The sequence below is a fragment of the Sodalis sp. (in: enterobacteria) genome, from assembly GCF_036327475.1.
GTDB lineage: Bacteria > Pseudomonadota > Gammaproteobacteria > Enterobacterales > Enterobacteriaceae.
The window spans coordinates 1,824,619-1,838,829 of the sequence record NZ_CP132913.1 but is presented as its reverse complement, the minus strand read 5'-3'; the positions used below and the strand labels follow the sequence as shown (position 1 = coordinate 1,838,829).

Below are 14,211 nucleotides of genomic sequence, written 5' to 3'. Positions count from 1 at the left end.
CTGGACCCGATCAAAGCTTCATCGATGAAGAACGGTCCTCCATGCAGCGCCAGCTTTTTTTCAAATGGAAAGCGGTGAGATACTCCTTATGTTTGGCGAAATCATATTCGCAGAACTGCTGGTACAACGTGGTCATCCCACGATCGCGGATCACTTTGGCAATGATGGAGGCGGCGCTGATTTCGGCTACCCGGCTATCTCCCTTCACTACCGCCTGTGAAGGCATGGGCAGCGGTTGCCGTCCACCAGTACAAATCCGGCGCGTGGGCCAGACACGCAGCCGCCAACTGCATCGCCAGCAGTGTGTCCTGAAAAATATTGATCTGATCAATTTCATAGGCTTCAGAGTGACCTACACTTCATGCTAACACGCGGCGGATGATGACTTCATACAACGCCTCGCGGCGCTTTTCACTTCGCTTTTCGAGTCAGCCAGCCCCGCTACCAGCCGGGCGGGATCCAGGATCACGTCGGCGGTCATCACCGCGCCCACTAAAGGCCCGCGCCCGACTTTAGTGGGCGCCGCCGATAAGCGTTGCCACAGGATAGATAAAAGGCTCCGTCATGCGTATCCCACCTCCCGCAAGAGCATCATCGGTTAATCAGCGCCAGAACCGCACGCGCCGCCTGCTCATCGGCGTTGCAGCGAATCTGCTGATGCAATTGGCGAAACGTGACCAGCAGCGCCTCGCGCTCGGCATCATTGTTGAGCAGCTCGATGACAGCCGCTGCCAGCGCATCCGGCCTGCACGCCTCCTGCAATAATTCCTTGACCAACTCACGCCCGGCTAGCAAATTTGGCAGCGACACCCACGGGGTTTTCACCAGCCGTCGCGCCAGCGCGAATGTCATCGGCTTCATTCGGTAACCTACCACCATAGGGCACTTGGCCAGCATACACTCAAGCGACACGGTACCGGAGGCCAACAGGGCGGCATCAGCGGCAATCATCGCCTGACTGGCCTGATTGTCCAGAAGCCTGACCGACAACGCTAGCGCCACCTTCGCCAAAATATGCTCAAACTGCGCCCGCCGGGCTGGATTCGCCAACGGCACAACAATCTCCAGCCCTGGGAAACGCTTGTTCACCTTCTCGGCAGCGCGCAGAAAATCCGCGCTCAGCATCGCCACCTCGCTGTGGCGACTACCCGGCAGCAGCGCCAAACAGCGCGCAGCGGCGGGAATGCCCAGCTCCTGCCGCGCGGCGGCTTTATCCGGGTCGAGAGGCATAGCGTCCGCCAGCGTATGGCCGATAAACTGGCAGGGGACATGATAGCGGTCGTAAAACGCCTTTTCAAACTGCAGGAAAGCCAACACATTATCCGTGGCGCGACCGATTTTGAATACCCGCTTTCGTCGCCAGGCCCAGACGGAAGGGCTAACGTAATGAATAGTGCGGATGCCACGCCGCTTGAGGCGGCCTTCCAAGGTAATCGTAAAATCCGGAGCGTCGATGCCGACAAAAACGTCGGGCTGTAGCGCGGCGAAGCGGCGAGCCAGATCGCGACGGATGCGCAACAGACGCGGCAGGCGCTCGAGCACCTCGACGATACCCATTACCGCCAATTCTTCCATGTCGTACCAGGCTTCCATTCCTTCCGCCTGCATGCGCGGGCCGGCGACGCCGACAAAGCGGGCCTTCGGTAAATGGCCGCGCAGGGCGCGTATCAGAGCGGCGCCGAGAATATCGCCGGAGGTCTCTCCAGCCACCAGACCGATGGTGATGGGGCGTGCCGACATAATCAGCGGATGATACCGCGCTGCGAGCGTGAAAGGAAGTTCAGGAAAGTATTTACCACCTGATGTTCCTGCGCCAGCGCTTCCAGCTCCGGTTTGGCTTCGTCTAGAGTTTTACCGCTGCGATAAATAATTTTGTAAGCGGCTCGGATCGCGTGAAGCGCGGCGCGATCGAAACCGCGGCGCTTTAGTCCTTCAATGTTCAGGCCGAACGGTGTAGCATGGTTGCCATGGGCGATAATGAAAGGCGGTACATCCTGGGCAATGCCGGAACAGCCGCCGACCATGACGTGGGCGCCAATGACACAGAACTGATGCACCGCGGTCATGCCGCCGATAACGGCATAATCATCCACCGCCACATGGCCGCCGAGCGTGGCATTATTAGCCATGATGCAGCGATCGCCCACCGTGCAGTCGTGGGCAACATGGGCATTCACCATCAATAAATTGTCGCTGCCGACGCGGGTCACTTCTCCGCCTTGTATCGTGCCACGATGGATAGTCACGCTTTCCCGAATCCGGTTGCGGCGCCCGATTTCGACCCGCGTTGACTCCCCGGCATACTTCAGATCCTGACTGATGTCGCCAAGGGAGGAGAACGGATAAATCTGGTTATCTTCACCAATGCGTGTTATACCGGTCACCACCACATGGGACTTCAGTACCGTGCGCGCGCCGATTTCAACCTGCGGCCCAATAATGCAGAACGGGCCGATATGTGCGTCAGCATGGATAATAGCGCCCTCTTCCACGATAGCGCTGGGATGTATAAAGGCGGATTGATCAATCACGTATTTAGGCCTCCCGGCGACGAGCGCACATCATTGACGCCTCACAAGCCACTTCGCCATCAACTTTGACAACACCTTTAAAGCGCGCGACGCCGCGACGTTCTTTAATGAATTCAACTTCGAGGATCATCTGATCGCCCGGCTGCACCGGACGCTTAAAACGCGCATCATCGATAGCGGCGAAATAATAGAGTTCACCCGGCACCAGCTTACCCGCGCTCTTGAATGCCAGAATGCCCGTCGCCTGAGCCATGGCCTCCAGGATTAACACCCCGGGGAAAATCGGTTTGCCCGGGAAATGACCCTGGAAAAACGGTTCATTAAAGGAAACATTCTTCACCGCCTGCAAAAATTTCCCTTTCTCGAAATCCAGCACGCGGTCCACCAGCAGAAACGGAAACCGGTGTGGTAGCAGTTCTAATATCTCTTCAATATGCAGAGTATGAGTGTCAGTAGTCAAAATACTCTTCCTGTCTTTAAAAAACGTGGCATTAACAACACGGCCTGTTTTAATCCTGGCAGGTAAAACAAGCAGGCCGCGAATATAATAATGGTCAGCCTGGTTTAAGGAGCCTCGACATGCATTATCCTCTATAGGGGCAGGAGCGATTAGTTTTTTGCTAATTTTCGCTCGATGGCTTTCATCCTCTGGCTCATATCGCTGATATTCATGACTAACACGGCGGTTTTACGCCACTCTTTATTCGGCTGTAACGGGATCCCAGAGGAGTATACGCCGGGTTCGGTTATCGGACGCATAACCATGCCCATGCCGGTTACCGTGACTTTATCGCAAATGGCCATATGGCCATTAATGACGCTCGCGCCGCCAATCATGCAATAGCGACCGATGGTTAGACTGCCCGCCATAATAACGCCGCCGGCGACCGCGGTATTGTCACCAATAACTACGTTATGTGCAATTTGGCACTGATTATCGATAATCACGCCGTTGCCGATAATGGTATCGTCTAGCGCACCGCGATCGATGGTAGTGCAGGCGCCGATTTCAACCCGATCGCCGATAATGACGCGGCCCAGCTGCGGAATTTTGATCCAGTTGCCGCGATCGTTGGCATAGCCGAAACCATCGGCGCCAATAACGGCGCCGGATTGGATCAGACAACGCTCGCCAATGACGATGTCGTGATAAACAGTAACGTTAGCCCATAAGCGCGTGCCGGCGCCGATGCGGGTGTTCTTGCCGACAAAACAGCCAGGGCCGATTATCACGTCATCACCTAACACCACGCCGGATTCCACCACTGCGTTAGCGCCTACCGCCACCTGCTGCCCCAGGGTCGCGTCAGGCGCAATAACCGCGCCCGCGCCGATATCCTCAGCAGGCTTCGGCGTGGTGTCCATCAGCTGTGCCATGCGGGCGTAAGTCAGGTAAGGATTACTAACCACCAGCGCGGCGCCGGTGCAGAAAGGCAGACTGTCTTCGGTTAGCACTACCGCCGACGCCTGACAGGAAGGGAGTTTTTCACGAAAACGGCTGTCCGAGAGAAACGTAATCTGGCCCGCTTGCGCGCTGCCCATGGAGGCAATGCCAGTGATGATAATCTCGCCATCACCGTGCAATTGTGCATCCAACTGCTGTGCTAGATCAGCCAGTCGAATTGAAGACATGACTTATTTGACCTGCTTCAGAACGTCAGCGGTAATGTCTTTGGCGTTGCTGGCATAGGCGACAGCGTTAGTATCGATAACGACATCATAGCCTTCCTTCGTGGCAACGCTCTTCACTGCGTTCTGAATACAGCTTAGAATTTTATTACGCTCTTCCGTTTGGCGACGACGGTTGTCCTGCTCGAATGCCTGCGCTTTGGTGGAGAAGGTCTCGCGCTGCGCCATCACCGATTTCTCCAATGAACTACGCTCGCTGGCTTTCATGGCGGAGCCGTCACGCTGCAGACGCTGCATCTTGGTTTGCAGATCGCGTTTCATAGACCGAAGTTCGGTGGATCGGCCCTTAAATTCATTTTCGAGCTGTTGAGCGACCATGGCACGCTGCGGCGACTGTTGGAAAATGCTGGAGATGTTAACCACAGCAATTTTATCGGCAGCTTGCGCGACGGTGGAGGTGGCGAGTGCTAAACTCAGGCCCGCGGCATATAACCACTTTTTCACTATAAACTCCTTAACCACTCATTGTGTTTTGCTTCATTTAAAGCCAAGCGACAGTGTATACCTGCTTTGCACGCAACGTCTTGATCTTACGTTAATGCCTCTGTCGTCCTGCTCCTTGCCTGCCTACCACCCCATGTTATATTACCACGTTTTACCAATACTAAACTGGAACTGCTCTGACTTGTCGCCATCGTATTTCTTGACTGGATGCGCATAAGAGAACACCAACGGCCCTAGCGGCGACATCCACTGCAGGGCAATACCGCTTGAAATACGGATATTTCCCGGATCGTTGTAGTCGGGAATACCGGCGGCACGGGTCGCGCTGGTATTTTTCCAACCGGTATCCCAAACGGTGCCGCCATCAACGAACAGCGAGGTGCGCACTGAGTTGACATACTTTTCACTCAAGAACAACGTCGGTACGACAAGCTCAACGCTGGCGATGGCCATCGCATCACCGCCAACGGCATCGCTGGATTTATCCACCAGACAATCACTATAGCGGATATTGCCGCTATTGCACTTATAATAGGCCGCTTTCGGACCAATGGTATTGGAACGGAAACCACGCATGGTATTGGAGCCGCCGGCATAGAAGTTGTCGTAGAACGGCACATCTTTGCCGCCTAGACCGTCGGCGCGCCCGGCGCGCGCCCGGCCCATCAGCACCCAGTTGCCGCTTTCGCTAAGCGGAATGTAGTGGCTGGCGTCGAAGGTAATTTTGTAATATTTGTTATCGGAACCGGGCATCGTCACCTTACCGGTCAAGCTGACGCGCGAACCGGTGGTGGGGAAATAGCCGCGGTCCAGATTGTTGTAGCTCCAGGCCATCGATAAGAAGAAATCATCAGCGCTGAAATCGGCGTCGCTGTCCGCCTTATTAGTGGTAACTACCTTAGGATCAATGCCGACACTGTTCAGATAGCGCCACATTGTCACCTGCGGCTGCATGTTGATCAGATCGTCATGCACATAACCTAACCCGAAATTCAGCGAGTGTTTTTCGCTAATAGGGAAGCCTAGCGTAGTGCCCATGCCGTAGCTACGCAGATCATAATCGGACAGATCTGCGTCGTCGGCGCTGAAGTCGTTGTAGAAGATCTTACCGCCCAAGCTGACGCCATCCACCGTAAAGTACGGATCGGTCATCGACAGCTCGGCATAGGTCTTGTAGTCGTTCTTGGCGCCGCTAAAGCTGACAGAGTTACCGGTCCCCAGCCAGCTATCCTGCTTGATACCGAACTGGAAGCTGACGCCGCTCTCAGTCCCTAAGCCGACGCCGACGTTGATGCCGCCAGTGTTGCGCTCTTTCACCTTGTAGACCACATCTACCTGGTCCGGTGAGCCGGGCACGCGCTGGGTTTCGGTATTCACGGTCTCAAAATAGCCCAGACGATTGAGGCGCTCTTTGCCCTGATCGACCAAATTACTGCCGAGCCAGGCGCCTTCCATTTGGCGCATTTCGCGGCGCAGCACCGAGTCCTTAGTGATATCGTTACCTTCAAAGCGTACGTGGCGCACGTAGAACCGGTTGCCCACATCGACGCTGACGTGCAGCCTAACCGTTTTGTCCGCGTCGTTGATTTCCGACTGCGTTGCCACGCGCGGATAAGCATAGCCGTAACGACCCAATAATTGCTTGATATCGTTCTCCATCTTGGTGACCTTGGCGCCGTTGTACAGTTCGCCTGGCTGCACCTTGGCCAACTGCTCAATTTCAGCGGAGTGGCCACCCATGTTGCCGTTGACCACAGTGTAGGACAGCTTGTATTGCACGCCTTCGGTGATGTTCAGGGTAATGTAGATGCTCTTTTTGTCCGGCGTCAGACTGACCTGCGTAGAATCGATATTGAAGCGGGCATAGCCACGGTCGAGATAAAAGCTGCGCAAGGTTTCAAGATCGCCGGCCAGCTTTTGTTTTTGGTATCTACGATCGCTCACCGCGTTCCACCACGGCACTTCATCATGCAGTTGGAAGCGTGAAGTCAGCTCATCGGTGGTGAAAGCATGGTTGCCGACAATGTTGATCTGCTGAATCTTGGCTGAGACACCTTCGGCAAACACCAGCTTTAGATCGACGCGATTACGCGGCAGCAGCGTGACCATCGCCTTCACCGTGGCGCTGTATTTGCCGGCGCTGTGGTAGAAATCCATAAGGCCTTTTTCGATACTGGCAATGGTGGCGCCGTCAAGAGCCTCTCCGATCCGAACGCCCTGGGCATCAAGGGTTTGCTTGAGCATCTCTTCCTTCAGCGTTTTGTTGCCGGAGAAGGTAATGCTAGCAATGGTCGGGCGCTCTTTGACCTGCACAACCAGTGAATCTCCGTCACGCAGCACCCGGATATCCTCAAAGTTTCCAGTAGCAAAGAGCGCGCGGATAGCATTGCCAATATTTTCATCGGTCGCCGTGTCGCCGACACGGATCGGCATACTGAGTAACGCCGCACCGACGGCGACTCGTTGCAATCCTTCGAGATGAATGTCCTTCACTACGAACCCATCAGCGCCATACACGGCGTCGCTGCTAAGAAGCAGCGACACTATGAGCAACTTTTTCATCGCCATCGTGGTTATGCGTTCTTCCTGACATGAACTCATGCTATCATAGCCTGTAGAAATCATTAAAAAGGGCCAGACCCATTAGCAGCACCAGCAAAATCGAGCCGACACGATAACCAAAGTCCTGCACTCGTTCGGACACCGGTCCTCCCCTGAGCTTTTCTATCGCCAGGAAGAGCAAATGGCCACCATCTAACACCGGTAACGGGAATAAATTGATAATCCCTAAATTGACGCTTATCAGCGCCAGAAACATTAGGTAATAAATCAAACCGTATTTCGCTGACATCCCTGCGCCATGGGCGATGGAAATAGGCCCGCTTAGATTGTTCAGCTTAACATCCCCGGTTACCAATTTGCTTAACATACTGACCGTAAGCCGCATTAGTTGCCAGGTTTTTTCGCCGGCTTGGGCTAGGGCTGGGATCGGACCGTACTGCCGCACGGTTTTGTATTCTGCCGGCAGAGGGATTATCTTCGGTACAACGCCCGCGAAACCTTCTACTTCCCCCTTGCCCACCAGCTTGCTGTCGGGCCACAGGGTGATATCCAGCGCGCTACCCTGCCGTTCAATGCTGACTTGTAGTGGTCGGCCGGGATGATCGCGTACCTTGGTCACGAATGGCTGCCATGCAGTAATCGGCTGACCATTGACTTTAACGATCCTGTCGCCGACTTTCAAACCGGCTTTCATCGCGGCCGACCCCTGCTCGACTTCGGTAAGCACCGGCTCAATGCGCGGACCGAGGGGAATAATACCCAGGGAAACGATGGCATCTTGCTTGTTCGGCTCGAATTGCCAGCCGCGCAAATCTAACGTTTTCCGCTCGCTTTGCGCGGCGCCGAACGGCGCGACACTAAGGGTGGTGTCGCCGTGGCCAATCTTATTGATAAGCCGTAGGCGAACAGAATCCCAATCAGGCGTTTCGATACCGTCAACCGACTTAAGTTCCATACCGGGAGAAATTTCGGCCTGCGCCGCGATGGAATGGAGGGCAACACCGCCAATAACCGGCCTGTAGCTAGGCATGCCTATCAGAAACACCAGCCAATAGGCGAAAATGGCGAACAGGAAGTTGAATACCGGCCCAGCGGCGATAATCGCGGCACGCTGCCAGACGGTCTTATGGTTGAACGTTTCATGACGACGCTCGGGCGCGACGATATCTAATCGCTCGTCTAGCATTTTGACATAGCCGCCGAGGGGAATGGCAGCGATAACATACTCCGTGCCGCGTTTGTCACACCAGCGCCACAGCGCACGCCAGAAGCCGATGGAAAAACGTTCCACCGTCACGCCGCAGAGACGGGCCACCCCAAAATGACCAAACTCATGCACCGTGATCAACACGCCCAGCGCAACGATAAACGCGGCAAGACTCCAGAAAAAGTGCAGCATAAGCGCCCAAGTCCCGACTCATATAGCGTTAAAAACCAGCAACATTAGACAAGCGAACACCGGCACCGCGGCGGTCAAACTATCTATACGATCTAAAATGCCGCCATGGCCGGGAATTAAATGACCGCTGTCCTTGATGCCTGCCTCCCGTTTGAACATACTTTCGGTTAAATCACCCAGCACTGACGCCAGTGCAGCGACAACCGAGCAAATCAGCCGCGTAAGCGGTGCCGCGTCAAGGGGCGCATATTTGCCGAACAGCCAGACTATCACCACGGAAGTGACTAGACCGCCCACCAGCCCCTCCCAAGTTTTGCTGGGCGAGACCTTCGGCGCCAGCTTGTGACGACCGAGCGCGCGCCCGAACATGTAGGCGCCGGAATCTGCGCCCCAGACCAGCACCATGACATACAATAGCCACCAGGCACCGATAAGATGGTTAATATCATAATGGTACTGACGCAGCGCAAGCATACCCCAAAAAAAAGGCAAAATAGTCAGGATACCGAACGCCAGCCGCAGTAGCCGGGAGTCGCGCCAGAGCGTGGCTGAACGGGGATAGCACAATACCAGCAACAGCGCCGCCAGCCACCAAACCGGGGCAGCCCATAGGGCATATTGCGCCTGCCAGGCTGTCACGAACGGCCGGTAAGCTGGTACGGTGAGCATCATCAGCGCCAGTAGCAAACCACAGAGTATGGCAAGCCAGATGCGCTGGCTGCGGGAAGCCAGTCCCGCAAGCTGCCCCCACTCCCAGGCGCTCAGCATACACACTGCGAGGGTAACCAGGGCGAATCCAACCGGCGGCAACAAAAGCAGTGCGGCGATAATAATGGGCATCAGGACAAAAGCAGTAATCAGGCGGTACTTCAGCAAAAATCCCCCTTAGGATGCGTTGGCATCATTAGGCGTAGTTCCACCGAAGCGCCGCTCACGTTGAGCAAAGGCATCTAGCGCACCTTCAAAAACAGCGGCGTCAAAATCTGGCCATAACACGTCGGTAAAAAACAGCTCTGCATAGGCTATCTGCCACAGTAAGAAATTGCTGACGCGATGTTCCCCTCCAGTGCGGATTACCAGATCCACCGGGGTCAGCTCGCTCATGCAAACCACCTGGCATAAGGCGTCCTCATCTATCTGATCGGGACGTAGGGTGCCCTCTTGCACCCGTTCGGCAAGTTGCCGCACCCCCTGAATGATATCCCAACGTCCACCATAATTCGCGGCAATATTCAGGGCTAAGCCGTCATTATTGCAGGTCAGCGCCTCGGAGTGGCGGATGCGCTCCTGCAACCGCATACCGAAGCGCGATGTGTCGCCAATAATGCGCAGCCGGACATTATGCTTGTGCAGGCTTTTCACTTCGCTATCCAGCGCCCGCACGAACAGCTCCATTAGCGCGGAAACTTCCTGGCTGGGGCGATTCCAGTTTTCGCTGCTGAATGCATACAGCGTCAACGCGTCGAAATGATGGCTGACGGCAAAGCTTACCGCGCGGCGGACTGATTTGACGCCGGCTTGGTGACCGAAGATACGTAATTTCCCCCGGCTTTTTGCCCAGCGTCCGTTGCCATCCATAATAATAGCCACATGACGTGGTGAGGAGGGAGGTAACGCTTTTAGCTTTTGCTGATTTTCGGACGACATCACGCTCACGTATTTCCTCACTAAGAATACCGCCGTCTTACTGGAACGAAGGGCTCACGAACGCACAAAAAGCCGTGTGGGTACAACGGCCTGTCACTGTTTTACCCGGCTGGCCTTCATCGATGGGATGAGTGGCGCAGACTATATCATTTTGCCGGTTAACGAACAAATCAGCCGTCGCGGCGCTAAGTCTCGTCACCGCCCGTAAAACCTGACGCTTTGGCGCGCCATTTCACGTGCCTGGCCGTCGATGGTCAGCACCGCTCCAACGCTGTCCGGTTCTGGTTGGTTAGCCTGCTCCAGCACTCGCCGATTAACGGCGGCAATATCGGTAAAGCGAATATCGCCACGCAAAAACGCAGCTACTGCGATTTCATTAGCGGCATTAAGCGTAGTAGTCGCCGCTTGGCCGCACTGACTGGCGTCAACCGCCAGCTGCAGACAGGGATAACGGACGGCGTCCGGTTGCTCGAAGCTCAGCGTACCGAGGCGTAAAAAATCCAGCGGCGCGACCCCTGAGGGCACACGATCGGGATAAGCCATGGCGTGCGCGATCGGTGTACGCATGTCCGGCGACCCTAATTGCGCCAGTACGCTGCCGTCAGTGTAGCGCACCATGGAGTGGATGATGGACTGGGGATGCAGCAGCACTTCCATCTGCTCGGCCGCGGCATTGAACAACCAGCGCGCTTCAATATATTCCAATCCTTTGTTCATCATAGTGGCGGAATCCACCGATATTTTACGTCCCATCGACCAATTGGGGTGGGCGCAGGCCTGCTCCGGCGTCATCGTGGCCAGCTCGGCTAGCGATGTCTGGCGAAAGGGGCCGCCGGAGCCGGTCAAGATAATGCGCGAAACGCCATGTTCCATCAGGGAAGCGCAACCCAACCCACGCTGAAGTGGTTCAGGTAAACTTTGAAAAATCGCGTTATGTTCGCTGTCTACCGGTAGCAACAGGGCGTGATGGCGGCGCGCCTCGCTCATGAACAGCCGACCACAGGTGACTAGCGACTCCTTATTTGCCAGCAATACCCGCTTGCCGGCGCGTAGCGCCGCCAGCGTCGCTGACAGCCCGGCAGTGCCGACAATCGCAGCCATGACCGTATCCACCTCATCGAGCGCCGCCAGCTCACAGGCGGCCCGTGCGCCCGACAGCACCGCGGTGGCGGCACCCTCCGCATCGAGGTTGGCCTTGAGCGCTCGCGCCGCGGCGGCGTCTGCCATACAGGCGTAGTCGGGACGAAAGGTCAGACACTGCTCGGCCATCAGGGAAACGTTGTTACCGGCCACCAGTGCGCGCACGGTGAATTGGTGGGGATTGCGCTTTATTACCGCTAGCGTACTGGCGCCAATGGAGCCGGTACTGCCAAGAATCGTCAAATGCCGCATGAAGTTACTTTTATGCTGTGTTGGCATTATGAAGGAAACATTTAATCTGAGATGATAGCGCCATTTTGTCGATGGCGACTCAAACAAAACACCACAGTGACAGTGCCCCGCCATTGAGGCGCCGCTGCACCGTTTTACTTCACCAGAGGATTAAATTTCCATTAATTCCGCTTCCTTTTCCGCTAAAGCGCAATCGAGCTTTTTGATCCAGGCATCAGTCAGTTTTTGGATCTCGTCTTGCGCACGACGATCTTCGTCTTCACCGATGGTTTTGTCTTTCAGAAGCGCCTTCACTTTATCATTGGCATCGCGACGGATGTTGCGCACCGACACCCGACCCCGCTCAGCTTCGGCACGCACCACTTTTATCAACTCGCGGCGGCGCTCTTGGGTCAGCGGCGGCAGCGGCACGCGAATAACCGCACCGGCGGAAGAGGGGTTGAGTCCTAGATCGGAAGCTATAATGGCTTTTCCCACCGCTGACGCCAGCGCACGGTCAAAGACGGTAATAGTCAGGGTGCGAGAATCCTCGGCAACAATATTTGCCAGCTGGCGCAGCGACGTCAGCTGGCCATAATATTCGATCTGAATACCGTCAAGTAGGCTCGGGGAAGCGCGGCCCGTTCGGATTTTGCTGATGTGGTTTTTGAATGCGTCGACGCATTTTTCCATGCGATTTTCGGCGTCTTTACGGATTTCATTAATCACGTTGCGAACCCTTGAGGCTTGGTTATCCGGGTGGACCGTGGCTGTGAGTAGCCAGGCCACGTTATATACTACTTGGTAATCAAAGTGCCTTCTTTATCACCCATTACCACCCGCCGCAGCGCGCCAGGTTTGTTCATGTTGAATACACGAATCGGCAGATTATGATCCTGCACTAGGGTAAAGGCGGCCAGATCCATGACTTTCAATTCTTGCTCCAACACATCCTGATAGCTCAATTGATTATAAAGTGTAGCATCCGGATGTTTTACCGGATCGGCGGAAAAGACGCCGTCCACTTTCGTCGCTTTCAGCACAGCCTCGGCTTCAATTTCAATACCACGTAAACAGGCAGCGGAATCGGTGGTAAAGAAGGGATTGCCGGTACCGGCGGCGAAAATGACCACACGATTATTGCGCAGTAGGCTGATGGCTTCGGCCCAGCTATAGTTATCGCAGACGCTGTTCAGCGGAATCGCCGACATCAAACGAGCATTAACATAGGCGCGATGCATAGCGTCGCGCATCGCTAGGCCGTTCATGACGGTCGCCAACATACCAATATGATCACCTACTACGCGGTTCATACCAACCTTCGCCAGCCCCGCACCACGGAACAAGTTTCCGCCGCCGATAACCACGCCCACCTGGACACCCAACTCCACCAATTCTTTTATTTCCTGAGCCATGCGATCCAGCACGCTGGCGTCAATACCGAAACCTTCGGCGCCCTGCAGGGCTTCACCGCTCAATTTGAGCAGGATACGCTGGTAAATGGGTCTTGCGTTGGTTGCCATTTGATCTGTTCCTTGAGAGCGATTTCATGGGATGGAATTGACCTGGTGCCGCGCTCGGCTGATGAGTATGGCACGCGCTATCTGACATTATTCCGGCTCATTAAAGCGGAACCGCCTGTAGGCGGTTCCGAACAACTTAATTAAAACTGCTTACTCATCGCGGCCACTTCGGCGGTAAAATCGACTCCGGCTTTCTCAATGCCTTCACCCACTTCAAAACGGATGAAGTTGTTAACTTTGGCACCGTGTTTGTCCAACAGCTGGCCGACGGTCTTGCTCGGATTCATCACGAATTGCTGGTCGGTCAGAGAAATCTCGCCGGTGAACTTGCGCATGCGGCCCTCAACCATTTTCTCGGCGATTTCACGCGGCTTGCCGGACTGTACGGCGATGTCTAGCTGGATTTGATGCTCACGGGCCACGACGTCATCCGGCACATCGTCCGCATTGACATATTCCGGTTTACTGGCGGCAATATGCATCGCGACGTGCTTTATCAACTCCTCGCCCGCGCCGGCGGCGGAAACCATGACGCCGATGCGCGCGCCGTGCAGGTAAGAGCCGATCATGTCGCCTTCCAGAATGCTCAGACGGCGGATGTTAATGTTTTCACCAATTTTAGCCACCAGCGCAGTGCGCTTTTCTTCAAATTTGACCTTCAAGGCCTCAACATCAGCGATGCGCTCATTCAGAGCTGCTGTGATGACCTCGTCGCCAAAGGCTTTGAGGTCGTCGTCTTTGGCAACAAAATCGGTTTCACAGTTCAGTTCGATGATAACGCCGTATTTTCCGTCCTGCGCGATTTTGGTCAGAATGACGCCTTCAGCCGCGACACGGCCCGCTTTCTTAGCGGCTTTCGCCTGGCCAGACTTACGCATGTTGTCGATAGCCAGTTCGATGTCGCCCTGCGCTTCAATCAGGACCTTTTTGCATTCCATCATGCCTGCGCCGGTGCGTTTACGCAGTTCTTTAACCAGGGCAGCGGTAATATCAGCCATTATTCCGTTCCTCGTTATTCCGTGTTGGAGACAGGTAAAAAAGAGGA

General features: G+C 55.2%; 13 protein-coding genes and 1 pseudogene. All 14 read right to left on the bottom strand.

Annotated features, from left to right (window positions below; genetic code table 11):
• Positions 1-55: 55 nt before the first annotated feature.
• A pseudogene (locus tag GPOALKHO_RS09875) lies at positions 56-566 on the bottom strand (ribonuclease HII); the annotation flags it as partial.
• Positions 567-591: 25 nt separating this feature from the next.
• A complete protein-coding gene (lpxB, locus tag GPOALKHO_RS09870; RefSeq protein WP_406702367.1) occupies positions 592-1,740 on the bottom strand; it encodes a lipid-A-disaccharide synthase in 1,149 nt (382 codons plus the stop codon).
• A gap of 2 nt (positions 1,741-1,742) precedes the next feature.
• On the bottom strand, positions 1,743-2,531 hold the full coding sequence (gene lpxA / locus GPOALKHO_RS09865; protein ID WP_406702366.1) for an acyl-ACP--UDP-N-acetylglucosamine O-acyltransferase: 789 nt from the start codon (positions 2,529-2,531) through the stop codon (positions 1,743-1,745).
• 4 nt (positions 2,532-2,535) lie between these two features.
• Entirely contained in the window at positions 2,536-2,991 is a 456-nt protein-coding gene (gene fabZ / locus GPOALKHO_RS09860; RefSeq protein ID WP_406702364.1) for a 3-hydroxyacyl-ACP dehydratase FabZ, read from the bottom strand.
• 149 nt (positions 2,992-3,140) lie between these two features.
• Positions 3,141-4,163, bottom strand: coding sequence for a UDP-3-O-(3-hydroxymyristoyl)glucosamine N-acyltransferase (gene lpxD, locus GPOALKHO_RS09855; RefSeq protein WP_406702362.1), 1,023 nt, complete (start codon positions 4,161-4,163; stop codon positions 3,141-3,143).
• Between the two features lie 3 nt (positions 4,164-4,166).
• A complete protein-coding gene (gene skp / locus GPOALKHO_RS09850) occupies positions 4,167-4,664 on the bottom strand; it encodes a molecular chaperone Skp (RefSeq protein ID WP_406702360.1) in 498 nt (165 codons plus the stop codon).
• A gap of 141 nt (positions 4,665-4,805) precedes the next feature.
• On the bottom strand, positions 4,806-7,232 hold the full coding sequence (bamA, locus tag GPOALKHO_RS09845; protein WP_406703488.1) for an outer membrane protein assembly factor BamA: 2,427 nt from the start codon (positions 7,230-7,232) through the stop codon (positions 4,806-4,808).
• 37 nt (positions 7,233-7,269) lie between these two features.
• Complete coding sequence (rseP, locus tag GPOALKHO_RS09840) at positions 7,270-8,625, bottom strand: sigma E protease regulator RseP (protein ID WP_406702359.1); 1,356 nt, start codon at positions 8,623-8,625, stop codon at positions 7,270-7,272.
• 18 nt (positions 8,626-8,643) lie between these two features.
• A complete protein-coding gene (cdsA, locus tag GPOALKHO_RS09835) occupies positions 8,644-9,501 on the bottom strand; it encodes a phosphatidate cytidylyltransferase (RefSeq protein ID WP_406702358.1) in 858 nt (285 codons plus the stop codon).
• Between the two features lie 9 nt (positions 9,502-9,510).
• Positions 9,511-10,272 (bottom strand): (2E,6E)-farnesyl-diphosphate-specific ditrans,polycis-undecaprenyl-diphosphate synthase, encoded by a 762-nt coding sequence (gene ispU, locus GPOALKHO_RS09830; protein ID WP_406703487.1) that lies wholly within the window; start codon positions 10,270-10,272, stop codon positions 9,511-9,513.
• A 195-nt stretch (positions 10,273-10,467) separates the two neighbouring features.
• Complete coding sequence (gene ispC / locus GPOALKHO_RS09825; protein WP_406702357.1) at positions 10,468-11,664, bottom strand: 1-deoxy-D-xylulose-5-phosphate reductoisomerase; 1,197 nt, start codon at positions 11,662-11,664, stop codon at positions 10,468-10,470.
• Positions 11,665-11,814: 150 nt separating this feature from the next.
• The gene (gene frr, locus GPOALKHO_RS09820; protein ID WP_406702355.1) at positions 11,815-12,372 is read right to left on the bottom strand and encodes a ribosome recycling factor; all 558 of its coding nucleotides are present in this window, start codon (positions 12,370-12,372) and stop codon (positions 11,815-11,817) included.
• 68 nt (positions 12,373-12,440) lie between these two features.
• Complete coding sequence (pyrH, locus tag GPOALKHO_RS09815) at positions 12,441-13,166, bottom strand: UMP kinase (RefSeq protein ID WP_406702354.1); 726 nt, start codon at positions 13,164-13,166, stop codon at positions 12,441-12,443.
• A gap of 140 nt (positions 13,167-13,306) precedes the next feature.
• Positions 13,307-14,164 (bottom strand): translation elongation factor Ts, encoded by an 858-nt coding sequence (tsf, locus tag GPOALKHO_RS09810; protein ID WP_406702353.1) that lies wholly within the window; start codon positions 14,162-14,164, stop codon positions 13,307-13,309.
• Positions 14,165-14,211: the final 47 nt, after the last annotated feature.

What these genes read in the sequence shown, in the direction of transcription:
- bamA (WP_406703488.1), bottom strand. Translation starts at nt 7,232, where the DNA reads ATGGCGATGAAAAAGTTGCTCATAGTGTCGCTGCTTCTTAGCAGCGAC.
- pyrH (WP_406702354.1), bottom strand. Translation starts at nt 13,166, where the DNA reads ATGGCAACCAACGCAAGACCCATTTACCAGCGTATCCTGCTCAAATTG.
- lpxB (WP_406702367.1), bottom strand. Translation starts at nt 1,740, where the DNA reads ATGTCGGCACGCCCCATCACCATCGGTCTGGTGGCTGGAGAGACCTCC.
- ispC (WP_406702357.1), bottom strand. Translation starts at nt 11,664, where the DNA reads ATGCGGCATTTGACGATTCTTGGCAGTACCGGCTCCATTGGCGCCAGT.
- ispU (WP_406703487.1), bottom strand. Translation starts at nt 10,272, where the DNA reads ATGTCGTCCGAAAATCAGCAAAAGCTAAAAGCGTTACCTCCCTCCTCA.
- rseP (WP_406702359.1), bottom strand. Translation starts at nt 8,625, where the DNA reads ATGCTGCACTTTTTCTGGAGTCTTGCCGCGTTTATCGTTGCGCTGGGC.
- tsf (WP_406702353.1), bottom strand. Translation starts at nt 14,164, where the DNA reads ATGGCTGATATTACCGCTGCCCTGGTTAAAGAACTGCGTAAACGCACC.
- lpxD (WP_406702362.1), bottom strand. Translation starts at nt 4,163, where the DNA reads ATGTCTTCAATTCGACTGGCTGATCTAGCACAGCAGTTGGATGCACAA.